This window comes from Lysinibacillus sp. NPDC093197, assembly GCF_044754025.1.
Lineage (GTDB): Bacteria > Bacillota > Bacilli > Bacillales_A > Planococcaceae > Lysinibacillus.
The window spans coordinates 743,404-765,724 of record NZ_JBIVOH010000001.1; the positions used below are offsets into that span (position 1 = coordinate 743,404).

General features: G+C 37.1%; 26 protein-coding genes. 3 read left to right on the forward strand and 23 right to left on the reverse strand.

From position 1 onward, the window contains the following. Positions 1-78 precede the first annotated feature (78 nt). The 5 genes from ACIP9G_RS03800 to nusB form a co-directional block, all read right to left on the reverse strand. Positions 79-960 (reverse strand): polyprenyl synthetase family protein, encoded by an 882-nt coding sequence (locus ACIP9G_RS03800; protein WP_340823867.1) that lies wholly within the window; start codon positions 958-960, stop codon positions 79-81. A gap of 5 nt (positions 961-965) precedes the next feature. Further along, positions 966-1,199: an exodeoxyribonuclease VII small subunit gene (gene xseB, locus ACIP9G_RS03805; RefSeq protein ID WP_173479030.1), complete on the reverse strand. Its 234-nt coding sequence runs from the start codon at positions 1,197-1,199 to the stop codon at positions 966-968. Between the two features lie 2 nt (positions 1,200-1,201). Further along, the gene (gene xseA, locus ACIP9G_RS03810) at positions 1,202-2,554 is read right to left on the reverse strand and encodes an exodeoxyribonuclease VII large subunit (RefSeq protein WP_401017477.1); all 1,353 of its coding nucleotides are present in this window, start codon (positions 2,552-2,554) and stop codon (positions 1,202-1,204) included. Positions 2,555-3,007: 453 nt separating this feature from the next. Next, complete coding sequence (gene folD, locus ACIP9G_RS03815) at positions 3,008-3,871, reverse strand: bifunctional methylenetetrahydrofolate dehydrogenase/methenyltetrahydrofolate cyclohydrolase FolD (RefSeq protein WP_401017479.1); 864 nt, start codon at positions 3,869-3,871, stop codon at positions 3,008-3,010. Between the two features lie 34 nt (positions 3,872-3,905). Then, the gene (nusB, locus tag ACIP9G_RS03820) at positions 3,906-4,286 is read right to left on the reverse strand and encodes a transcription antitermination factor NusB (RefSeq protein WP_340823864.1); all 381 of its coding nucleotides are present in this window, start codon (positions 4,284-4,286) and stop codon (positions 3,906-3,908) included. Positions 4,287-4,800: 514 nt separating this feature from the next. Here nusB and ACIP9G_RS03825 point away from each other — a divergent pair. Both ACIP9G_RS03825 and ACIP9G_RS03830 read left to right on the forward strand, forming a co-directional pair. Continuing rightward, positions 4,801-5,640: a MerR family transcriptional regulator gene (locus ACIP9G_RS03825; protein WP_401017481.1), complete on the forward strand. Its 840-nt coding sequence runs from the start codon at positions 4,801-4,803 to the stop codon at positions 5,638-5,640. A 237-nt stretch (positions 5,641-5,877) separates the two neighbouring features. Further along, positions 5,878-7,047: an MFS transporter gene (locus ACIP9G_RS03830; RefSeq protein ID WP_340823862.1), complete on the forward strand. Its 1,170-nt coding sequence runs from the start codon at positions 5,878-5,880 to the stop codon at positions 7,045-7,047. A gap of 83 nt (positions 7,048-7,130) precedes the next feature. On the opposite strand, the gene ACIP9G_RS03835 is transcribed toward ACIP9G_RS03830, so the two are convergent. The 15 genes from ACIP9G_RS03835 to ACIP9G_RS03905 form a co-directional block, all read right to left on the reverse strand. After that, a complete protein-coding gene (locus ACIP9G_RS03835; RefSeq protein WP_340823860.1) occupies positions 7,131-7,538 on the reverse strand; it encodes an Asp23/Gls24 family envelope stress response protein in 408 nt (135 codons plus the stop codon). A gap of 178 nt (positions 7,539-7,716) precedes the next feature. Further along, on the reverse strand, positions 7,717-8,490 hold the full coding sequence (locus ACIP9G_RS03840) for a class I SAM-dependent methyltransferase (protein WP_401017482.1): 774 nt from the start codon (positions 8,488-8,490) through the stop codon (positions 7,717-7,719). 594 nt (positions 8,491-9,084) lie between these two features. Continuing rightward, positions 9,085-10,443: an acetyl-CoA carboxylase biotin carboxylase subunit gene (gene accC, locus ACIP9G_RS03845; RefSeq protein WP_340823857.1), complete on the reverse strand. Its 1,359-nt coding sequence runs from the start codon at positions 10,441-10,443 to the stop codon at positions 9,085-9,087. Positions 10,444-10,455: 12 nt separating this feature from the next. Next, the gene (gene accB, locus ACIP9G_RS03850; RefSeq protein ID WP_340823855.1) at positions 10,456-10,950 is read right to left on the reverse strand and encodes an acetyl-CoA carboxylase biotin carboxyl carrier protein; all 495 of its coding nucleotides are present in this window, start codon (positions 10,948-10,950) and stop codon (positions 10,456-10,458) included. A gap of 202 nt (positions 10,951-11,152) precedes the next feature. Next, positions 11,153-11,710, reverse strand: a complete 558-nt coding sequence (locus ACIP9G_RS03855) for a SpoIIIAH-like family protein (protein ID WP_340823854.1) — start codon at positions 11,708-11,710, stop codon at positions 11,153-11,155. Next, positions 11,711-12,130 (reverse strand): hypothetical protein, encoded by a 420-nt coding sequence (locus ACIP9G_RS03860; protein WP_340823853.1) that lies wholly within the window; start codon positions 12,128-12,130, stop codon positions 11,711-11,713. Between the two features lie 62 nt (positions 12,131-12,192). Next, on the reverse strand, positions 12,193-12,336 hold the full coding sequence (locus ACIP9G_RS03865) for a hypothetical protein (protein ID WP_173479065.1): 144 nt from the start codon (positions 12,334-12,336) through the stop codon (positions 12,193-12,195). A 1-nt stretch (position 12,337) separates the two neighbouring features. Next, on the reverse strand, positions 12,338-13,249 hold the full coding sequence (locus ACIP9G_RS03870) for a stage III sporulation protein AE (RefSeq protein ID WP_340823852.1): 912 nt from the start codon (positions 13,247-13,249) through the stop codon (positions 12,338-12,340). Positions 13,250-13,261: 12 nt separating this feature from the next. Then, a complete protein-coding gene (locus ACIP9G_RS03875) occupies positions 13,262-13,639 on the reverse strand; it encodes a hypothetical protein (protein WP_340823850.1) in 378 nt (125 codons plus the stop codon). 4 nt (positions 13,640-13,643) lie between these two features. Further along, positions 13,644-13,853 (reverse strand): hypothetical protein, encoded by a 210-nt coding sequence (locus ACIP9G_RS03880; protein WP_008179863.1) that lies wholly within the window; start codon positions 13,851-13,853, stop codon positions 13,644-13,646. A 573-nt stretch (positions 13,854-14,426) separates the two neighbouring features. Beyond that, positions 14,427-15,428, reverse strand: coding sequence for an NAD(P)H-dependent flavin oxidoreductase (locus ACIP9G_RS03885; RefSeq protein ID WP_401017487.1), 1,002 nt, complete (start codon positions 15,426-15,428; stop codon positions 14,427-14,429). Between the two features lie 337 nt (positions 15,429-15,765). After that, on the reverse strand, positions 15,766-16,323 hold the full coding sequence (gene efp / locus ACIP9G_RS03890) for an elongation factor P (protein ID WP_340823848.1): 558 nt from the start codon (positions 16,321-16,323) through the stop codon (positions 15,766-15,768). Between the two features lie 17 nt (positions 16,324-16,340). Further along, a complete protein-coding gene (locus tag ACIP9G_RS03895) occupies positions 16,341-17,402 on the reverse strand; it encodes a M24 family metallopeptidase (protein WP_401017490.1) in 1,062 nt (353 codons plus the stop codon). 2 nt (positions 17,403-17,404) lie between these two features. Beyond that, positions 17,405-17,839 (reverse strand): type II 3-dehydroquinate dehydratase, encoded by a 435-nt coding sequence (aroQ, locus tag ACIP9G_RS03900; protein ID WP_340823846.1) that lies wholly within the window; start codon positions 17,837-17,839, stop codon positions 17,405-17,407. Between the two features lie 62 nt (positions 17,840-17,901). Then, entirely contained in the window at positions 17,902-18,327 is a 426-nt protein-coding gene (locus ACIP9G_RS03905) for a hypothetical protein (RefSeq protein ID WP_340823845.1), read from the reverse strand. A 192-nt stretch (positions 18,328-18,519) separates the two neighbouring features. Here ACIP9G_RS03905 and ACIP9G_RS03910 point away from each other — a divergent pair, with 192 nt between their 5' ends. After that, positions 18,520-19,494, forward strand: coding sequence for a DUF1385 domain-containing protein (locus tag ACIP9G_RS03910; RefSeq protein WP_340823843.1), 975 nt, complete (start codon positions 18,520-18,522; stop codon positions 19,492-19,494). A 78-nt stretch (positions 19,495-19,572) separates the two neighbouring features. On the opposite strand, the gene ACIP9G_RS03915 is transcribed toward ACIP9G_RS03910, so the two are convergent. From ACIP9G_RS03915 to ACIP9G_RS03925, 3 genes are all read right to left on the reverse strand, one after another. Continuing rightward, complete coding sequence (locus ACIP9G_RS03915) at positions 19,573-20,481, reverse strand: NAD(P)H-dependent flavin oxidoreductase (RefSeq protein WP_401017493.1); 909 nt, start codon at positions 20,479-20,481, stop codon at positions 19,573-19,575. A gap of 163 nt (positions 20,482-20,644) precedes the next feature. Continuing rightward, positions 20,645-21,652 (reverse strand): LCP family protein, encoded by a 1,008-nt coding sequence (locus ACIP9G_RS03920; protein ID WP_401017495.1) that lies wholly within the window; start codon positions 21,650-21,652, stop codon positions 20,645-20,647. After that, positions 21,642-22,169: a sigma-70 family RNA polymerase sigma factor gene (locus ACIP9G_RS03925; protein WP_401017497.1), complete on the reverse strand. Its 528-nt coding sequence runs from the start codon at positions 22,167-22,169 to the stop codon at positions 21,642-21,644. Before ACIP9G_RS03925 ends, ACIP9G_RS03920 begins: the two co-directional genes overlap by 11 nt. Positions 22,170-22,321: the final 152 nt, after the last annotated feature.

A 22,321-nucleotide genomic window follows, 5' to 3' on the forward strand; every position in this document is an offset into this window, starting at 1 on the left:
ACACTTTTTTGTTTGCCTATTGGCAAACGTCCCCACCTATTCTAGCATATTCTTGACCTGTAAAGCCCATTTTTTCTCTTAGTTTTTACGATGAACAATATAGGCCGCAAACTCACGCAGTAAGCTTACATCTCCTTGTAACTTATCAAGCGCTGTTATTGCGAGCTGATAATGGTCAGCAAGTTTTTCTTTAGCACCCGTTAAGGTTAATAATGCAGGGTATGTGCTTTTATCACTAGCCACATCCTTACCTGCAGTTTTGCCTAATTCCTCCGTTGTTCCTTCTATATCTAAAATATCGTCTTGAATTTGGAAGGCTAGGCCGATGTGATGCGCATATTCCTTTAAAGTAGCTCGATCTTCTTGTGATACATTGGCTAGAACTGCACCTGATTCAATACTAAATCTTAATAGTGCACCCGTCTTATTAACATGGACATGCTCTAGTTCAGTTAGGTTAAGCTGACGTTGCTCACCTTCCATATCCAATACTTGACCTCCAACCATCCCTTCGGCACCAGCTGCGATGCTTAGAAGATTTACAAGTTCAATTCGTTGCTCTGCAGAAAGCTCCATACGTGCTAAAATGCCAAAGGCTAGTGTATTTAATGCATCACCTGCAAGTGTTGCCAGCGCTTCTCCAAATACTTTATGATTGGTCGGCTTGCCACGACGGAAATCATCGTTATCCATGCTTGGTAGGTCATCGTGGATTAAAGAATACGTATGAATCATTTCAATAACGGCACCAACTGTTAGCCCTGCTTTTATGTCTTTACCGTATTGTTCTAAAACTGCTAATACAAACAGCGGGCGAATACGTTTGCCTCCTGCTTTTAATGAATATAGCATCGACTCCTTTAAATTAGCCGGTGCGTCAATTTTTTCAACAAGTGCAAACATTTCAGCTTCTACTTGTGGTGTGTTGCTTTGAATAAAATGTTTTAATTGTTCGTTCATTTTAACTAGTTCTCTCCCTTTAGCGGATCAAATGCTGTTGTTTCACCTGTCTCTTGGACAATTGAAATTAATTGTTCTTCGGCATGCTGTAGTTTACTATGGCAAAATTGCGAAAGCTCCATGCCCTGTTTATATAAATCAATCGCATTTTCTAATGGTACATCACCTTGTTCTAATTGGCGGACTATTTCTTCAAGTGCCGTCATTGCTTCTGCGAAGGTTTGTTGCTTTTTCGCCATCTCTATTCCTCCTTATTATTTGGCAAGACATTTGTCACTTCGGCAATTACTTTTCCATCGTGGAAGGACAGTGTTAGTTGATCCTGCCGCTTTAAGTCAGTAGACGATTTCAACACTTTGTCATCTTTGTAGGCTACTGTAAATCCTCTAGTTAAAATAGCGAGTGGATTTAAAGCTTCAAGTGTTCGCACAGACGCCTCAAATTGTTGTTTTTGCTTTGTCACATACTGTGAAGCTGAACGTGTTAACTGCTGAACGCGATGTTCCAACTCCCTTTGATGAAAGACAAGTGCTTTTTTGGGTGATTGCTGCTCCACAGCGCTATGCAATTTTTGAAGCTGAGCGTCTTTTTTCATCAAATCAACCTGCATCGCTTTTTGCAAAGTCGTCTCAAGCTGTGCTAATCGTTCTGTAAATGGACGATACAATCTATCTGGCATCGATAAAGGGTAAGACTGCTGTAGCTTATTTAGACGTTGTCGCTCTGTTATTAGTTGCGCCCTTACAATCTGATGAAGCTGTGATTTTTGCGTCAGTACGCGTTGATATAACTCCTGCTGATCCGGCACAGCCATTTCAGCTGCTGCAGTAGGAGTCGGCGCACGCAAATCTGCCACAAAATCTGCAATCGTCGTATCCGTTTCATGCCCTACTGCGCTAATAATTGGAATTCGACTTTCAAATATGGCGCGTGCAACAACTTCTTCATTAAACGCCCATAAATCTTCAATAGATCCTCCACCCCGTCCAACTAACAATACGTCACAAAAGGCATCTTGATTAGCACGTTCAATATTTTGTACTATGCTCGGTGCAGCTTGTGCTCCTTGTACAAGTGTTGGATAAATCATAATTTCAGCAAGTGGATAACGCCGTTTTAATGTTGTACAAATATCACGAATGGCAGCGCCAGTAGTGGATGTTAAGACACCTATTTTTTCAGGATACTTTGGAATTGGCTGCTTCCATTCAGGTTTAAAAAGCCCTTCTTTTTGAAGCTGTTCTTTTAGCTGGTTAAAGGCAACAAACAAGCTACCGATACCATCCGGCTGCATTTCCTGCACATATAATTGATATGTACCATAGCCTTCGTAAACGTTTACATCCCCTCGGATAAATACCTGCATGCCATCTTTTGGCTCGAACGCTAATTTCGTCGCTGCGGTTTTAAACATAGTTGCAGCAATACGTGCCCCATCGTCTTTTAAAGTAAAGTAAATATGCCCGGATTGGTGGATTTTAACATTTGATAACTCACCTTTGACATAAACTTCACGCAGATGTGGATCTGCATCGAATTTTCGTTTAATATATTTTGTTAACGCTTTTACAGTTAAATAAGAAGCTGATGACATAATTTTCGGCTCCTTTACTAAAATGAAGTTTTTCACAAAACTACACTTATCATAACATTTTTTATTGCGCATGACGTGAGAAAATACAGTTTCACTAGAAAAAACGACTATCTTTCATACTACTTGAAAACTATACTGTAACATATTTATTCCCATCTTGGCGCGTATTAAAGTCGCTACTATGTGTCTGTTTTTCAGCGAGTTGCTTTGATTAATCGGCGATTGGATTTATTCTATCGGCGATTCCCTCTGTTCTATCGGCGATTTGCTTCCTTTTATCGGCGATTTCCTCTGTTCTACCGGCAATTCGCTTGATTTTACAGGCGATTCCCTCAAGCTCTATCGAAAATTTCTCTTATTGAAAACTAGCCAGCTATGTACTTTGCAAAAAGAGAGCCACCTCAAAAGTACTGAGATGGCTCTCTAAGCAAACGAAAGATTCTATTCAATTTATTACTTCATTTTATTTGCAAGTTTTATTTCTGCCGCTTGCACTGTGTTGAAGAGTAACATTGTGATTGTCATCGGTCCTACACCGCCTGGAACTGGTGTAATATGAGATGCAATACCGTCAACCTCTGTAAAGTTTACATCTCCGCAAAGTTTGTTGTTTTCATCACGGTTAATACCGACATCAATAACAACAGCCCCTTCTTTGACATGCTCTTTTGTAATAAAATTAGCACGACCAACCGCTGCAATTAGAATATCCGCCTGTTTTGTGAATGAAGGTAAATCCGGTGTTTTTGAATGTGTATATGTCACTGTTGCATCTTTTTGTAATAATAGTTGGCCCATCGGTTTGCCAACAATATGACTTCTACCAACAATTACTGCATGCTTACCTGCGATTTCAATCCCTGAATATTCAAGAAGCTTCATCACGCCAAACGGTGTACATGGTAAAAATGTTTCCTGGCCAAGCATCATCTTCCCAACGCTTACGGGCGAGAAGCCATCAACGTCTTTTTCAACAGCGATTGTAGCTATAACAATATTCTCATCAATATGTTTTGGCAGTGGTAATTGTACTAAAATCCCATGAATATCTTCACGATTATTTAATAATTCAATTTGCACTAAAAGCTCTTCTTGTATAGTTTCCTCAGGTAGCTTAATTAGCTCTGAAAACATCCCGATTGCTTCACAAGATTTTTGCTTATTTCTCACATATGTAGCCGAAGCTTGGTTGTCCCCAACTAGAACAACTGCTAAGCCTGGTGTTAATCCTTGCTCTTTTAATCGAGCAACGCGCTCTGCTACTGAATTTCGAATTTCTTGACCAATCTCTTTACCATTAATAATTGCACTTGACATAAACCTTAGTTACTCCTTCCAATTCAACACGTTTTTATTGTTCTGTAAATTTAGAAAGTACGCCATTGACAAATTTCGACGATCCATCGTCTCCAAATGTTTTGCATAACTCGATTGCTTCATTAAGTACTACTCTTTTTGGTGTTTCTTGCATGTATAATAGTTCGTATACAGCTAGTCTTAAAACTGTTCTCTCAATTTTTGGTAGACGGGCAAGTGACCACTTTTCTAGATGCTGCGTTAATACCGCATCAATTTCCTCTAAATGTTCAGCTGTTCCATTTACAATCTTTTCGTAGAAAGCATTAGTTGGTTGACCTTTAATATGTTCTTTTGCTTCTTCGACTGTAAGATCAGTATTGTCTAGCTGAAACAAAACTTGCAACGCTTTTTCACGTGCTTCATGTCGTTTCATGTAAAGCTCTCCTTCTTAAGTGGCATTAAGGTTTATAATAGCATAAATTCATACGAGAAACACGAATTCAAGCAAGTTTTCAATAATCTGAAACCTTTTTCAAGCAACTTTCTACTTATTTTTACTTTTAACTTTATTGATATTTTAAAAAAGAAATGCTACCTTTATTTTTCCTTTGATAAATCTATCATTTAGTTATACGGAAAAACACCATTTAAAGTTCCCCAAAAACGAAGACAATCTTAGATTTCCCGAATTTTTTTCTACATGTCGAAAGCAATCTGCTTAAAATTTGAAACATTATACCATGTGACTAAACCATTTTAATTTTCAGCCGAAAATATTTAAAACTGTGTCTACATTATCCATCATAATTATTGACTTCCTTATTATTAGATCCTACATAAAATTATGTAATTGATACAGGTCCAAAAAGATCAACAAAACGTTTTGTCATCTTCAAAAATCAATAAACTAAAGCAAATGCAACATTATTCTCTAGTGGAGGCCAACTATGAAAGAACATTATTATACTATTGGTGAGGTCGCAAAATTAGCAAATCTCTCTGTACAGACACTCCGATACTATGACCAAATAGATTTGTTTAAACCTGCTTATACGGATTCCGCTAGCAATTACCGTTACTATAAAGATAGTCAGATTTTTTATTTGGATATAATTAAATCGCTAAAATATATCGGCACTTCGCTTGAGGACATTAAAAGGGCACTTATGCTGACGTCTGAAGAGCTACTTGCCTTTTTAGAACAACAAGAGCAACGTTTAGAAGAAAAAATTTCACGACTCAACGAAGTGAAATATACCTTGCTGAAAACGAAAAAACAGATGCAAGAGCAAATTGAAATTCCTATCTTCGGAGAGGTATACACACGTTTTGAGGAAGAAATGCCAATTTTACAGGTCACTACGACTGAACTTACACCAACATCTAGCACCAATACGTACTATGGAACATTAACAAAAATTATTGAAAATGAAGGAAGTGTTTTAAATAGTCGTTATGGATGTATCTATCCGCTCGCTCATTACACAGATGTGAACGATATTATTTATGATGCAATATTTACACCACTATTAACTGAACGAACTTTTTCTAAACTTTCTTATAATGTAAAGCAAACGATTGTTCAGGAAGGCAAATATGCATGTATCGCTTTTATTTATCACCCTGATACGTATTTCTCTTTTTATGAAAAGCTTAAAAAATATGTTGATTCACAACAAGCATCATTTGAATCAACTGTTTATGAATTATATATGCCTGCAACAATCTCTTCTGAGCGTGAAAAGAAATTTATTGTCGAATTAAAAATTAGACAAAATGCTTTATAGTAGTTTTTTAGTTAGCAATCTTTCTTGCGCTTAAACCCCTTTTTTAACAGGAATTTAATTGATGTACGCGGTATAACTATTTCGTTTTACTTCCACACTAATAGCGCATTGAATATAAATACAAAAATAAAAACAAATCTTTTGACCCTATAGTTACTATAGGGTTTATTGTATTAGAAGGAAATCATCTAGTAGATTATCAATCTCATGTATCGTGAACTGTTGAAGGAGAGAAAAATGAACAAGAAACAAGCTTTAACCTTAACTATTTTGTTATCCAATTTATTCATTGCCTTTTTAGGGATAGGATTGGTTATTCCCGTATTGCCAACTATCATGAATGAACTGAATATAACAGGCTCTGTCGTTGGCTATATGGTTGCAGCATTTGCCATTACTCAACTTATTGTATCGCCTATCGCAGGCAGACTAGTCGATCGAGTTGGTCGAAAAGTTATGATTGTTATCGGTCTAATTATTTTTGGACTTTCGGAACTATTATTCGGTATGGGTCGTTCAATTGAAATTTTATTTATATCACGCATGCTCGGTGGTGTTAGTGCTGCTTTTATCATGCCTGCAGTAACTGCTTTTATCGCTGATATTACAACAATGGCACAGCGTCCAAAGGCACTTGGCTACATGAGTGCAGCCATTAGTACTGGCTTTATTATCGGGCCAGGTCTCGGTGGATTTTTAGCGGAATACGGCACACGTGTACCCTTTTACGCAGCAGGTGTACTCGGTTTCATAGCCGCACTATTGTCGTTTACACTATTAAAAGAACCTACGCGTGCAATGGATGATACAGAAGCTGCACCTTCTATTTTAAGCAGTGCAAAGCGTATTTTTAGCCCTTTGTATTTTATTGCATTTGTGCTTATTTTTGTCCTTTCATTTGGTCTCGCAGCATTCGAATCACTTTTTAGTTTATTCGTCGATCATAAATTTGCATTTACACCGTCAGATATTGCCATTATCATTACCGGAAGTGGTATTATTGGCGCGCTTGCGCAGTTATTATTATTTGATTGGCTCACTAAGAAAATGGGTGAAATCAACGTTATCCGATACTCACTCATACTTTCTGCCGCTCTGACCTTTGCGATGACAATGGTTAGTCATTATTTCGCTATATTATTTGTTACATTCTTTATTTTTGTCGGCTTCGATTTAATCCGACCTGCTGTTACCTCCTATTTATCGAAAATCGCAGGGAATGAGCAAGGCTTTGTCGGAGGCATGAACTCAATGTTCACAAGTCTCGGAAATATTTTTGGACCAATCATTGGCGGCATGTTATTCGACATTGATTTAAACTATCCATATTATTTCGCTACAATCGTCTTAGTTCTCGGTGTTATCCTCGCATTTTTCTGGAAGAAACCAAAAGATATCGCTTTATAATCCGTTTGCGTAGTTATACACAACATAAAAAGGAGTTGCCTACTATGGTGAAATGTTCACCAAGCTGGCAGCTCCTTTTTTTCTTAATGAATTACTACTTCCTCTTTTTCGAAGTGAATACCTGTAATATGTACATTCACCTCTGCTGTTTCAAGTGCAGTCATATTTAAAATTGCTTGGCGAATTTGCGTTTGTACATCCTTTGCCACTTTCGGAATCGAATAGCCATATTTTACAGAACAAAATACATCAATAGCGATCTCACCATGTTCTGTGACCCCTGATTTAATGCCTTTATTGTGTACTTTTTTGCCGAAACGTTCAACGACGCCTGTTGCTATATTGCCACGAGTTGCTGCGATACCCTCTACCTCGTTAACCGCGATTCCAGCTACAATTTCGATTACTTCTGCAGCTACTTCAATTTTCCCAAGCTCTTCTTTACCAGAAGGTGTTGGTTGTACGAAAGATTGTCCTACTTTCTCTGCCATACAATATCATCCTTTCCACTACGCATCGCAAGCAAATGCTGTTGTTACGCTTATTATACTATAAAAAGGAAGGTTTGGCTTAGGAAAGACGCTTTTCATTTTTTATGTACAACTAGACCATTGCTAATATCGTTCTTTTCAAAGTGAAGCTAGAAACGTTAATAGGAGGAGTGCATTATCATTTGCTTATTTTTTTGCAAACATATATTAATTCATAACTATCTTTCGTTGCCGGCGTTTCATTCCAATCCTGATAAACAGCAGCGATTTCAAATCCATTGCCAAGCAACATTCTCTCCATTTCTTTTGGAAACACATATCTTAAACTAATTTTGGTGCTTTTTTCATCTACAATTTGACCATCGCTATTTTTATACTTTCTAATCGTCGTATACTGTTGAATTTGATTTAATGAATCATAATGACTAATTGTATAAAGATCAACAATATAATGCGTATCACTATCCGTATACGTTTTCCAATATTCTTCCGTACTCGGTTGAAGCAATTCCTCAACACTTGGGAACCTCGTACTAAAAATAAATATGCCGTCAATTTCTAAATGCTTGTTTACAGAGGCGAGTAAATCATCTTGAGATTGATTTGTAAGGAAATGTTGAAAAGCATTACCTACTGAATAGATGAAATTACTTTTAACCGTTAAATTCAATGTCGTACAGTCTTGCTTTACCCATTCGATTGGAAAAGCAAGATGAGTTGCTTTTTTCCTCGCCTCATTTAGCATACCTTCATGTATGTCTACTCCTATCAGCTTGCAACCATTTTTCGCTAATGGAATTGTCATTCTCCCCGTGCCACAAGCTAAATCAATAATAGTACCTTGCATATTAGACGCCCATTTTAGCAAGAATGGCAATTCAGGCATATATAGTTTATTTTCTTTATCATATAAAATTGGATCATCGTATTCTTCAAAATTATAAAAAACCATCTAATCCCCCTAAAAATTAAATAATTCTATTAATAATAGCCAAACCAAATAAAAATTTAATTTTCATTTGCATCCCTTCCCTTTTAAAAATCCCTCTTTTTTACATCAGCACTGATGTAGAATATAGGTCCTTGAAAACGACACTCTACCATTTATTTTTTCCAGCTATATCCAATTTAAGTTATTTTACATAATAATACAATAATTCTAATTACTTTACAATAGAACCGATAACTAGTGAAATCGAGCCCTCTCCATAAACATTGGGTGGAACGTCATTACCCTATGTCGCAAACTATGAAATAAGACGGCGTAAGTCTTGTGACGGCCGAGTTTCCTCGTTGCTTGTTCGTATCGGCATCTTTTCCGCTATTACCCCAATAGCCAGGGGGATACTCTAAATCGAAAACACCCGAACGTTGACCTTTTTTACCCACGAAAAAACCCTCTAACAATTATTCGTTAGAGGGTAAAACAGATAGGATATTCCGTTTTGTTTTATATTTTATTCTACAATCAAATTCATATCAGTAAGTGAATTTCACATACTTCACCGCTCAAAGAACAGTTAGCATAGCTCTTATCAAGCTACGATTATTTGTTTGTTCCTAATACATCGTTTTCTTCCAAGAATTTCGTGTTGAATTGCGCAGATTTGAAAACGTCGTTGTTCATTAATGCTTGGTGGAAAGGAATTGTTGTATTAATACCAGGACCAGCAACTTCAAATTCACTAAGCGCACGATTCATTTTTGCAATTGCTTCTTCACGAGTATCTGCATGAACGATAAGTTTTGCTACCATTGAATCGTAGTATGGAGGAATTGTATAACCTGCATAAACAGCAGAATCGATACGTACACCATAGCCACCTGGTGTAATATAAGTGTCTACAGTACCAGCTGATGGCATGAAGTTTTTGTATGCATTTTCTGCGTTAATACGGCATTCAATTGCCCAACCATTTATTTTAATATCATCTTGTGTGAATGGAAGTTTCTCACCAGATGCAATTTTTAATTGTTGTTGAACAAGATCGACACCAGAAATCATTTCTGTTACTGGGTGTTCTACTTGAATACGAGTATTCATTTCCATGAAGTAGAACTTGTCCTCTTGATAGTCGTAGATGAACTCGATTGTACCAGCACCTTCATAGTTACATGCTTCTGCTGCTTTCACCGCTGCTGCACCCATTTCTGCACGACGTTCAGATGATAGTGCAGGAGATGGAGCTTCCTCTACTAACTTCTGCATACGACGTTGAACTGTACAGTCACGCTCGCCTAAATGTACGACATTACCGAAACTATCAGCTAACACTTGAATTTCACAGTGACGGAAGTATTCGATGAATTTTTCTAAATATACGCCAGGGTTGCCAAACGCTGCAGCAGCCTCTTTTTGCGTAATATCAATCCCTTTTACAAGCTCTTCTTCTGTACGAGCTACACGGATACCTTTACCGCCACCCCCAGCAGTTGCTTTAATGATTACAGGGTAACCGATTTTCGCAGCCCACTCTTTACCTGTTTCGATATCTGGTACAATACCAGTACCTGGAACAAGTGGAACACCTGCTGCTTCCATTGTTGTACGAGCAACGTCTTTAATCCCCATGATTTTAATTGAATCAGATGAAGGACCAATAAATTTAATGCCCGCATTTTCACATGCTTCAGCAAAATCAGCATTTTCAGAAACGAAACCGTAACCTGGGTGGATACCATCTGCTCCTGTTTTTTCTGCTACGCTTAATAATGCAGGGAAGCTTAAATAAGAATCTTTTGATAGCTTCGGACCGATACAATATGCTTCGTCTGCTAACTTCACATGTAATGCTTCTGCGTCTGCTTCAGAATATACGGCAACTGATTTGATGCCTAACTCTTTACAGGCACGAATAATACGAACAGCGATTTCGCCGCGGTTTGCGATTAATACTTTTTTCATGGTTAGCACTCCTTACTCAGCTTTTACAAGGAATAATGGTTGACCGTATTCTACTAAATCGCCATCTTTTGCAAGTACTTCAACGATTTCACCTTTAACTTCTGCTTCGATTTCGTTGAATAGCTTCATTGCTTCTACGATACAAACGATTGTTTCGTCGCCTACTTTGTCGCCCACTTTTACGTATGCCGGTGAATCTGGGTTTGGAGCTGCATAGAAAGTACCTACCATCGGTGATACAATTTTATGTAACGATGGGTCGTTACTTGCAGGTGTTGCGGGTGCTGGTGCTTCTTCAACTTTGGCTGGAGCTGCTACAGGTGCTGCTGGTGCAGATTGTTGTACAACAGGGGCTGTTTCTTCTTTTTTAGGTGCCACAGTTTCAGTAACAACAACACCATTCTTTTTTAATTTAACTTTTGCGCCATCTACTTCATAAACGAACTCGTCGATTGAAGAAGAATCTACTAATTTAATAATTTCACGAATTTCTTGAATTTTGAACATTTCTAACTCTCCTTATGAAATAAAATCTACTACAATCACTATTCTATATTTTTTTGACACAATTTGAAACACTTAAATGAAAATTAAGTAAATATAAACATAATAAAAGGCTTTCTTTTACTAAACGAAAGCCTTTTCATTATGCTGATATATAACAACCACAAGTTAATAAACGGAATATTCCTTTTTTTCTTTAAATTTTTTAATAGTTGTTTGCGCTGAATTTAACTTGAACGTCATTTGCGCCTTCCCACTCTGTTTTTACTAAATAAATAATCTCATTTGCTTGTGATTTTGATAACTCTTCTGCCATAACTGTGACAGAAACTTTCTCACCTTCCGCTCTAACAAAAGCATCGGAATAGCCTAAAGATTTAATGAGCATTTCAAGCATTGCCTCTGTTGATTCCTGTTTAATCAAACCGTCTATTTCATTATAAGCTTCATTTTTTTCTTCAGCAGTATATTCTTCTGAACCAATTTTTTGTGTTAGTTGTTGACGTAATTGACTTCTTTCATCACTAACTTGCATACGCATTTCCTCAAATAAGTGACTTGGAGACAATACTTCTTGTGTTGCATCTTTATTAGTTGCCTCCTGATCTGTAACACCCGTAATTGCTGTTTGCTGTAATGTATCATCTGTAAAAATCGTTAAGCCATTAAATTGTTTTGCAGGATCAACCAAATAATAAACTGAAATTACTGCTACAAGACTTAATAATGTCATAAACCAAACTGTTCTTCTACGTACGCGCATTTACTTTTCCTCCTTATTTTCCATTGGAACGATAATAATTCGATGAATAGGTAATTGCATCACTTGACTGACGACAGCACGTATTTCATTTTTGACAAAAATATCTGATGCACCTTCTGAAACAATTAGCATTCCTGTTACATCTTTCGTACTTTCGTCAGTCCCTCGAAAATACTGGCTAAATAGTTTATTTTCATCCTTCGCATCTGTCATCTCTCCGTAATAAAAATATACTTTTACCTCCCCAACGCCTTGCATAGCCTTAAGCGTTTGCTCAAGTTTTTCTTCATTCGTATTCGGTGTTACTCGTTCATTTGTTGAATTCGTTTGATACATTGGAAACACGATGAAAATTCCTACGGAGGCAGCAATAAGCATTAAGACGATAAATGACGTTGTTTTTTTTCGTACCTTTTCCACATCACTTCTACATTGCCTCCTTTCATCTTCTCTTTTTCAAGTGTATGTACGCTTGTTTCCTCCTATGAATTGATAAATGGAATCTTTAATAGCATTTGCAAAAATACTAACGTAATGACAAGTTTTGTTAGTGAAATTATTTGTTGGTCATCAGTTAGAAATACGAATAATTGACAAATAAAGAGCAACGCCAATAAAAGAATCAATCTATCTCCCCCCAACCATCACTTGCACGAAAACGATAAGGAAAAAACAAGAAAACATAAATGAAAAAGCAATTAGAAATGATACTGCACATAAAGTGAATAGAGATTTACTAACATGATCGAGTAATTTACAAATATCATCAAAAGCAATCGGTTCTAAAATAGCTGCTAATAGTTTTAACGAATACGCACTAACTACTAGCTGGACAGTTGGTATAAACGATACTGTGATAACCGCGATAAAGGCACTTATACTACTAATCGAAGTAGAAAATTGTGTCATATGCTGAAACATCGAAAAACTATCAACGATAAAGGAACCGACTACTGGAATATTTTCTTCTATTAATTTTTTTACAGGTTCTGCAACAGCCTTATTAACACTAAATGCAGCAACTCCACTTGCTGACATTAAAATGATGTAGCAAATGACGGACGCTGAAACAATACTCATAATGGTAAAACGAATCAACTCTGCAATTCTCGTAAAAGATATTTCTTTGACAATGACACTGCATACATCGAATACAATGGCAAAAAGCACACCTGGGATAAGCCATTTACTACTAATAATCGTTAGGACTTGTACAAAAAAAAGCAAAAAAGGCTGCCAAGAAGCAATGGCTGTTATGCTACTAGATAACAAAAAACTAGAAGTGAGAATTGGGTAAAATGCCGTGAATATATGTGAAAGTCCTTTTGCAATCTCATCAATTAGTTGAAATGAATTGACGACTACTGGCCCTATTGTTGCTAATACAATGAGAAAAAAAAGTATTCTTGTCCCTTTTTCAAATTCTGGTAATATCATGTTGACAATCAAAAAAATGATGACGTAGCCACACAATATAAGCGTCATTTTGAGCAAGAGAAAAAATGGATCGATGAAAAACGAAATGAGTTGCTCCTGCACCAGCCTCGCCCCTTAATTTAACCTTTGTAAAATAGCTGACACCCCCTGTAAAACATCCAAAAATTCTTTAAACCAATACAACAAAATAACAATTTTCACAGCATCGAAAACAATGCTGCCGAGAACTTTATAGCTATTCTCCACTAGTAACAATGACACCCATTGCCCTACATAAAAAAGGCTCGCACTTATTACAATGGCTTTTGCATAAGGCAAAAATGTAAGCATTCCGAGTAATTGTTTGACGAATGGCAACAAGAGTGTCGTAAACAAAAGACTGAACAGCAAAAACGAGAACATAACACTAATTAGCGCGTGGAGTGGCTGTATGACTTCTTTTATAAGCAACAATAAAAGCAGCATGACAACAGCAACAATGACAATTTCCATTTACTTACCCAGATGAGGTCAACCACTGAAAGAATGTTAATATTTCAGTGAAAAATAGACGCAAAAATCGGAGTAATTCTGCTGTCATATATAGGTAGGCAATAAAAAATAAGAAAAATGAAAATTCTTTCTTCCCTGTTTGATCAAAAAAAACATGAAGAAGCGCTACTACTAGTCCCACTCCAGCGACTCTTAATACGTCTTGTAATTCCATTCATACGCCCCCTCGTGTACAGCAATATATGTTGCTCCCCAATAAAAAAGACCTCTATACAATATGTATAGAGGTCTCTTCTTATCGACAAAAGTTGGTAATAGTTAATATAGCATTATTTGAGTGCCTGGCACCTTGCATATGAAACTTAGCAAGATTCTCAATATAATATCAAGCTCTTATAACGTAAAGATCCACTTCGCTTTCCGTAGGCACAGTGTACGCCGTAACCCTCGCTGTCGCGCGGTTTGTTGCGTCTTACAACTGGTGCTGTTCCCGCAGGAGTCTACGTGGATTTTTCCTTAGTAAATTATAAAATGCATGGTGAATTGTTTGAGTGCCTGGCACCTTGCATATGAAACTTAGCAAGATTCCCAATTTAATATCAGGCTCTTATAACGTAAAAATCCACTTCGCTTTCCGCGGGCACAGTATACGCCGCAACCCTCGCTAGCGCGCGGTTTGTTGCGTCTTACAACTGGTGCTATTCCCGCAGGAGTCTTCGTGGATTTTTACTCTGATAGCTCTACTTACAGTGGCATAACAATTCAGAATTGTTTGAGTGCCTGGCACCTAGACTAATTTTTCAATGATGCTTTTTACTGTGCCTGGTTGCACTAGATGACTATTTTCACCCATCCACATCGATAAATATTGTGCATTTCCTTGCAATGTACTTTCTTTACGAATAGTAGACGTTAAATAATGTTGTAATGGATAAGGAGCTACGACAGCGTCCTTCATATGTTCAGTAAAGTAATTAGCTAATCCACGAGCCGCTTTGCCAGTAAAAGCATACGTAATGGTCGTCTGTTGTGCCTTCGACTGTAATATAGCATTTTTGTATAGCGGTGATATTTCACACTCATCTGCTACTAACAAAGCTGTACCAATTTGTACCGCCTGTGCACCACTAGAAAGAGCGCGATCCACATCCTCTTTTGAAATAATTCCACCTGCTGCAATGATTGGAATTGAAATTTTGCCCGCTACTTGCTGTAATAAATCTTCTCGAGCAATTAATTGCAGTGGTTCAATAAAAGATCCGCGATGACCACCTGCCTCGCCACCTTGTAATACGACTGCATCCATACCTGATTGTTCAATAAGAATAGCTTCTTCTAATGTAGTAGCTGTGCCAATGACATAAACATCGTTGGCCTTTAAACGTTGAATAACCTCTGAAGAAGGTATGCCAAATGTGAACGAGCAAACGGCTACCTGCTCTTCCAGTACTGCCTGTAATTGCCCTTCAAACACTTCATTAGACGTCACACTTTGTACAGGCGATAATCCTAACTCATCATAATAAGGCTGCAACGCCATCCGCGCTTGTTGGAGGACATCTATATCAATACGCGGCTCTTCTTGCACAAATAAATTGACCGAAAATGGTTTGTCAGTAAGCTTTTTAACTTCTTTTATAAAGCTTCTAGTTTGCTCTCCATCTAAATAACCCGCTCCAATTGATCCTAGAATACCTATCTCCGCGCAAGCTGCAACAAATTTTGGAGTAGTAACTCCAGCCATTGGTGCTTGAATTATTGGATATTGCATCTCTAATTTTTGTAACATTGCATTCACCTCTTACTTGTATTGTAAACGTTATTTCGCCATTCTACCTGCAAAATTTTAACATATTTTTGTACTTTGCGATATATGTATGAAAAAGAGAAAAAGTGTTAGATTGACTGCAATCAATCTAACACTTTTTCTGTTATGCCGTTGATGTCCGCTAAGGCGGATGCTTTCTGCGGGCACACACGTAAGTGGAATGCCTCGCAATTGCGCGGTTTGTTGCGCTTACGTTGCGTGGATTCCCGCAGGAGTCACCGCCTTTGCTACCATCAACTAGTACTATCTGCTATATTTTTTCTATTCCCAAAGAGTCACAGCCTCTTTTCGTCATTGCTTATGCGCGTGATACGTATGAAGCTTCTGAAGTGTTGATAATTAACACATCACCTTGGTTAACGAAGAATGGAACTTGAACGATAAGTCCAGTTTGAAGTGTTGCAGGTTTTGTACCACCTGAAGCTGTATCACCTTTAATACCTGGTTCTGTTTCTGCTACTTCTAATTCAACAGTGTTTGGTAATTCTACACCTAGCATTTCGCCTTGGTAAGATTGGATGTGTACTTCCATGTTTTCTTTTAGGAATTTTAATTCATATTCAATAGCTGCTGAAGCTAGTTCAGTTTGCTCATATGATTCTAAATCCATAAATACATGCTCATCACCTTGAGCATATAAATATTGCATTTTACGATTATCAATTTGTGCTTTTTCTACTTTTTCACCAGCACGGAATGTTTTTTCATTCACAGAACCGTTACGTAGGTTACGTAATTTAGAACGTACGAATGCAGCACCTTTACCTGGTTTAACGTGTTGGAAATCTAACACGCGATATAATTGGCCATCAACAATAATTGTTAGACCTGTACGGAAATCGTTTACTGAAATCATTTGTGTTCCTCCATTGTTTATAAGATGATGAGTTCTTTAGTCGAATGTGTTAGCAGTTCATTACCTGACTCAGTGATTAAAATATCGTCTTCGATACGAACACCACCGACTCCTGGCACATAAACACCTGGTTCAATCGTAACGGCCATACCCGGTTCTAATACCGTTTCAGAACGCTTCGATAAGCCAGGGCCTTCATGTACTTCAAGACCAATACCATGTCCTAAAGAATGCCCAAATGCCTCACCATAGCCTTTTTCTGTTAAATAGTCACGCGCAATTGCATCTGCCTGAATACCCGTTAAACCAGGACCAACTTTTTCAAGTGATAAAAGTTGTGATGCAAGTACTGTATTATACATTTCTACTAATTTTTCAGATGGCTCACCTACTGCCACTGTTCGTGTTATATCCGAAATGTAGCCATTGTATAGTGCTCCAAAATCTAGTGTGACAAAGTCGCCTTTTTCAATAACTTTATTCGTAGCAACACCATGTGGTAGAGCTGAGCGAAGACCAGATGCTACAATCGTATCAAATGAGGACTGTGTTGCTCCTTGTTGTCGCATGAAAAACTCTAATTCATTCGAAACTTCAAGCTCTGTTTTACCTGGCTTGATGAAGTCTAAAATATGTGTAAATGCGTGATCAGCTATTTCACACGCAACCTTAATAATATTAATCTCTTGTTCAGTCTTAATCAAGCGAATTTTTTCAATTAATCCAGAAACGGGCACTAAATCAGCTTGAATCACACTTTTATATAACTCATATGTGCCAAAGCTTACAGTATCTTTCTCAAATCCCAATGATTTAATACCCATTGCTTTAACTTGTGTCGCAATTTCTTCTAGGAGCGTTACTTCGTGCTGTACAATTCGGAAATCTTCAATTTGCGCAGCTGCTTGCTCTGTATATCGGAAGTCGGTAATGAATACAGCATCATTTTGTGACACGATTGCCACACCTGCTGTACCTGTAAACCCTGTCATATATCGACGGTTGTACCCATTTGTAATTAAAATGCCATCGATGTTTTGTTCTTGAAGTGTTTTACGAAGCTTTTGTAATTTCAACATAATTATTTCTCCCTCTCAATAAAAGTGCGTAGTGCTAGTTCATAGCCTTTCGTACCAAGACCACTAATTTGGCCAAGGCAGGCTGGTGCAAGATAGGAATGATGGCGAAAAGCCTCACGTTTGTGAATATTGGAAATATGTACTTCAATAACTGGAACAGCAACTCCTGCAATTGCATCATGTAATGCTACGCTTGTATGGGTATATGCACCTGGATTAAAGATAATACCATCATACTTGTCATCTTCTGCTTCGTGTACCCAATCAACAAGGACACCCTCATGATTAGATTGACGAAACTCGACTGTAGCACCAAGAGAAGCCGCGAGATTTTGAACATTATTCTTTACATCTTCTAGTGTTTCATGGCCATATATATGGGGCTCCCGTTTCCCTAGTCGATTTAAGTTAGGTCCATTCAAACATAATAACTTCACGCAGTATTCGCCTCTTTCTATGTACTTGCTTTTTATTTTATCATACCAATTGCATACAGCAACTAATTTCCTTTTTGTGCTGTATGCTCTTTCTGATGAAAATTAGCTGTTTCAAGTAAAAAACGGAGTAGGCAAATAACGACAACGATAAAAGGAATTGATAGTTTTTTAAATGATGTCGATTGTAATGGTAAATCCAACACGAACCATTCTAATGTAATCGTTACAATGAGTCCTATTAAAAAAGAAGTCAACACTGCCGGTATAATATGCGTATATCGCAAAGTCATAAATAAAAAGAACCCTACTATAAATAGCGCTAATGTTAGAAAACTCCAATGAAATAGTTTGGAACTATCCTCGAACAAGTCCCACTTTTTATAAAAGCCAATTGGATTCCAAGAAATTAAATGAAAATAATGAAGTCCTTTTAAACAAAATGCTAAAACAATCGCATAAACGACTGCAGTAATTAATCCTACCTTCATATTTATCCCTCCTATTTTGACCGTTATGCATGCAAGCATTACAGCATTATCCTTATCACAACGGCTCAAAGTCTTACGACACTGCTTAATAGCAAATCAATCTTTCTGAAAATACAAAATTACACAATAAGTGTAACCATATAGAAAATTTACTATGCGTACCTCTAGAGGTTTTTCGCTAAATTTAGTACAATGGTACAGTTGAAATATATAAAGAGAGTGGTGTTAGCCTTGAGCAATTCACCTGTTTACGGGGGACAAGCACAATTAGAAGGTGTGATGTTCGGAGGAAAGGAACATACGATTACTGCCATTCGCCGTAACGATGATTCCATTGATTATTATCATTTTAAAAAGGTACAAAAACCAATCCTGCAAAAGCTAAAAAAAATACCATTCGTTCGTGGCGTTATTGCCCTTATTGAATCAGCAGGTTTAGGTTCACGTCATATGCAATTTTCAGGAGATCGTTATGACGTTACACCGGGCGAGGAAGCAGAGAATATAGAAGAAGGCGGCTCGAAGCTACAAATGATTTTAGGAGTAGCTGTTGTCGGAATCCTTTCCTTTTTATTTGGAAAATTCGCCTTTACCTTAATCCCAGTATTTATTGCAGATTTCTTCTCTAGATGGATAGATGGTAAAGTAGGTCAAGTCCTTCTTGAAAGTGGCATTAAGCTCCTTTTACTGCTTACCTATTTATATTTTATTTCTTTAACACCGATTATTAAACGCGTTTTCCAATATCACGGTGCCGAGCATAAAGTAATCAATTGCTATGAAGCTGGTCTGGATATTACTGTAGAAAATGTACAAGCGCAATCGCGTTTACATTATCGATGTGGGAGTAGTTTTATGTTATTCACTGTGTTCGTTGGTATGTTTTTGTATTTCTTCGTGCCAACAGATCCACTATGGTTACGAATTGTAGACCGTATATTATTAATTCCTGTTGTACTAGGGGTATCATTTGAAGTATTACAGGCAACAAATGCATGCCGTAACATTCCTCTGTTACGCTACTTAGGCTATCCGGGTCTATGGCTACAATTATTAACAACTAGAGAGCCTCTGGACGAACAAGTAGAAGTAGCGATTGCATCATTCAATATGTTACTTCAAGTCGAACAGCAGCCAGAAATTGCTGCTACATTAAATCACGACTAAAAATTATTCAATTTAAAAACGCACAATGCGGTTAATCACCACATTGTGCGTTTTACTTTCTTTCAAAATATACTTGCCCTATATAGACTGTACAGCATTCAGTTGCTGCTTTGCACTTTCATATTCCTCATGTAATGTCTTGATAATTTCAAGGACCGATTCGCGTTTTTCAATATTTGTGACACCATGCCCTGCTGACCAAATATCACGCCATGCTTTTACATTCACAAGGTGCGTTAAATCAATATCTTCTCTTGGCTTTAAGGTCGTCGGGTCAATACCTTCCTTTAATAAAGAGGGAATTAACACATTCACATGAACCCCACTGAACGCATCTGTATATAAAACATCATCCGTTTTGCTGTCGATGACCATCTTTTTATAGTCCTCAGGTGCATTCCCTTCATGACAAGCGATAAAACGCGTCCCTAAATAAGCATAGTCTGCACCAATAATTTGCGCTGCTAAGACGTCTGCCCCACTTGAAAGGGAACCCGATAAAATAATCGTTCCATTAAAGAATTTTTTAACGGCCGATACAAAGCCAAATGGATTTAGTTGTCCACCATGTCCACCTGCCCCAGCACAAACAAGAATCAAGCCGTCTACACCCGTTGCGGCTGATTTTTCCGCATGCTTAACGTTTGCTACATCCGCATACACTTTACCTCCATAGCTATGGACAATGTCAATGACCCGCTTCGGGTTACCGAGCGATGTAATAACGATAGGCGGTTCATATTCCTCAATTAACTGTAAATCTTCCTCAAAACGTGCATTTGCTACAGGATGACAAATGAAATTGACAGCCCACGGCTCTGTTGGTAATGCTTCTTTAATCTCTTGAAGCCACTCGGCACACGTTGTCGCAGGTCTTGCATTTAATAATGGAAACGAGCCAATAGCGCCCGCTCGACTAGCCTCAATGACCATTGCTGGATTAGATACTAAAAACATTGGTGCTACAATGATTGGTAAACGTAACATACTCTCTCCCCCTTTCTATTAATGATTCTAGCAAAATCGTAAAATCCCTACTTCATGCACTAATTTAATCTCTCTCTTTTCGATCTGTAGTCCATTTTAATGGATAAGCGGTGTTCATAAAAAAAATACCTATCCGTCTAATTTGCCAGATAGGCATTTTAAATTAATTAAATGTAGTTAACTCTTCTGAAACAGATTTTAAATAATCATTCTCAAACATAATGAAGTATTTCCCATCTTTCATATCATCTCTAATTCCATCACTTAAAGATAACGATTTTATCGAATTCATGTCTATTTTATTCTCTAACATTTGATCGAGTGGTAGATTGGTTTCAATTTGAGACATAAGTTCTTTTAATTGTGTTTGGGGCATTTCGCTTTCCGTTTTATTAATAACAGCAAGAATGAGGTGTAATAGGTTTTCTTCATTTAAATTTCGTCCGTCTGTAGCAGCCATCATTAAAGCCACAACCTCTTCCCCATTTAAACGATTCGTCCCTTTTTTGAAATCAAATCCCACGCTCGTGATAGCTCGTACTTGTGTATCTTCTTGCAAATCATAATCAATACCATTCACAGCATCAACCATAGTGGAAAAGGTTTTTAAATCTATAACGGCATAATAATCAATTGGTAAATCAAATAGTTTTGAAACTGCTGTCCTTACATTTTCAGCTCCTCCTGAACCGAAGGCATAAGCAAATAACAATTTATCGTACATGGTCGTTCCATCACTATTATCTATAGGTGCATAAGTTTCACTTGGGATAGATACAACTTTCATCATCTTTTTATTTTTACTATATGTAAGTAAAAGGTTAAAAGGTATCCTATTATCCTCTTCTTCCGCTTTTACAGTAATGAGCGTAGTTAAAAGTTCATCTTCCTGAACAACTGTTCCACTTGCATCACTTCTGTTCAGTTCTTTATTAACGTCTCCAGAAAAATTCAATGGAATAAACAAAAATAGACATAAGCACACCGCTAACATAGAAACTGTAAGAGGCACGAATTTTTTTGAGGAAAACATAAGAGAATTCTTTTGTTTATTATTGTTCTTCTCTAATTTACGAATTTGTTCAAATACTTCATGACGATCTTCTTGCGTAAATCTTAACTCTTGTTCAGACGACTTATGAAATTTTTCACTTAATCGTTTATCTTCCATTCAGTTCGGCCTCCTTTATAATCAACTCTAATCTTTGTTTTGCTCTTCTTAATCTCGTTTTCACAGTATTCACTGGAATGTCTAAAATATCAGCAATTTCATCCGCCTTTAATGAATCATAATAGTATAAATACACGACTTCTCGATACACTTTCGGAAGAGAAAAAATCGTATCTTTTATTTCCTCATTTTTGTATTTATCGATAACTATCTTTTCTGTTGATGGGTAAATTGACTTTGCTGTTTCATGTATTAGACTTTTTACTTGCACCATTTTGTAATGCCAACTTTTTAAATAATCTTTACATTCGTTAATTGTTATCCGATAGAGCCATGTTTTTATTTGTGCTTCAAAGCGAAACAATTCAAGGTTTTTATAGCATTTAATAAACGTATTTTGTACCAAATCCTTAGCAGTCTCCGAATCTTTCACATAAGAAAATGCCAATCGTACCAACTCATTCCCATAATCAATCATTATTTTTTCTAATAAGAAATCTTTTTCTTCTCTATCCAATCTTCTACCCTCCCTTTCAACCGACTTCAAATTCTGCTATTAGACGATTCGCAAAATGAAATAGGTTCAATTTCCAAAAATATTTATGTTAACAAGGATTTTCTTCTTCTTAGCAAACATCACTATAAGTATAACTGACATAAAAAACCTAT

Bases quoted from the DNA above. Each gene is read 5' to 3' on its own strand.
- ACIP9G_RS03855 (WP_340823854.1), bottom strand. From the start codon at position 11,710: ATGCGCGTACGTAGAAGAACAGTTTGGTTTATGACATTATTAAGTCTT.
- accC (WP_340823857.1), bottom strand. From the start codon at position 10,443: ATGAAAAAAGTATTAATCGCAAACCGCGGCGAAATCGCTGTTCGTATT.
- xseA (WP_401017477.1), bottom strand. From the start codon at position 2,554: ATGTCATCAGCTTCTTATTTAACTGTAAAAGCGTTAACAAAATATATT.
- ACIP9G_RS03905 (WP_340823845.1), bottom strand. From the start codon at position 18,327: ATGAAGGTAGGATTAATTACTGCAGTCGTTTATGCGATTGTTTTAGCA.
- ACIP9G_RS03840 (WP_401017482.1), bottom strand. From the start codon at position 8,490: ATGGTTTTTTATAATTTTGAAGAATACGATGATCCAATTTTATATGAT.
- accB (WP_340823855.1), bottom strand. From the start codon at position 10,950: ATGTTCAAAATTCAAGAAATTCGTGAAATTATTAAATTAGTAGATTCT.
- xseB (WP_173479030.1), bottom strand. From the start codon at position 1,199: ATGGCGAAAAAGCAACAAACCTTCGCAGAAGCAATGACGGCACTTGAA.
- ACIP9G_RS03915 (WP_401017493.1), bottom strand. From the start codon at position 20,481: ATGTTACGTTTACCAATCATTGTAGCACCAATGTTTTTAGTATCTAAT.
- ACIP9G_RS03920 (WP_401017495.1), bottom strand. From the start codon at position 21,652: ATGGAAGATAAACGATTAAGTGAAAAATTTCATAAGTCGTCTGAACAA.
- ACIP9G_RS03830 (WP_340823862.1), top strand. From the start codon at position 5,878: ATGAACAAGAAACAAGCTTTAACCTTAACTATTTTGTTATCCAATTTA.
- ACIP9G_RS03835 (WP_340823860.1), bottom strand. From the start codon at position 7,538: ATGGCAGAGAAAGTAGGACAATCTTTCGTACAACCAACACCTTCTGGT.
- ACIP9G_RS03885 (WP_401017487.1), bottom strand. From the start codon at position 15,428: ATGTTACAAAAATTAGAGATGCAATATCCAATAATTCAAGCACCAATG.
- nusB (WP_340823864.1), bottom strand. From the start codon at position 4,286: ATGAAACGACATGAAGCACGTGAAAAAGCGTTGCAAGTTTTGTTTCAG.
- folD (WP_401017479.1), bottom strand. From the start codon at position 3,871: ATGTCAAGTGCAATTATTAATGGTAAAGAGATTGGTCAAGAAATTCGA.
- efp (WP_340823848.1), bottom strand. From the start codon at position 16,323: ATGATTTCAGTAAACGATTTCCGTACAGGTCTAACAATTATTGTTGAT.
- ACIP9G_RS03800 (WP_340823867.1), bottom strand. From the start codon at position 960: ATGAACGAACAATTAAAACATTTTATTCAAAGCAACACACCACAAGTA.
- ACIP9G_RS03825 (WP_401017481.1), top strand. From the start codon at position 4,801: ATGAAAGAACATTATTATACTATTGGTGAGGTCGCAAAATTAGCAAAT.
- ACIP9G_RS03895 (WP_401017490.1), bottom strand. From the start codon at position 17,402: ATGTTGAAATTACAAAAGCTTCGTAAAACACTTCAAGAACAAAACATC.
- ACIP9G_RS03910 (WP_340823843.1), top strand. From the start codon at position 18,520: ATGGTACAGTTGAAATATATAAAGAGAGTGGTGTTAGCCTTGAGCAAT.
- ACIP9G_RS03875 (WP_340823850.1), bottom strand. From the start codon at position 13,639: ATGGAAATTGTCATTGTTGCTGTTGTCATGCTGCTTTTATTGTTGCTT.
- ACIP9G_RS03880 (WP_008179863.1), bottom strand. From the start codon at position 13,853: ATGGAATTACAAGACGTATTAAGAGTCGCTGGAGTGGGACTAGTAGTA.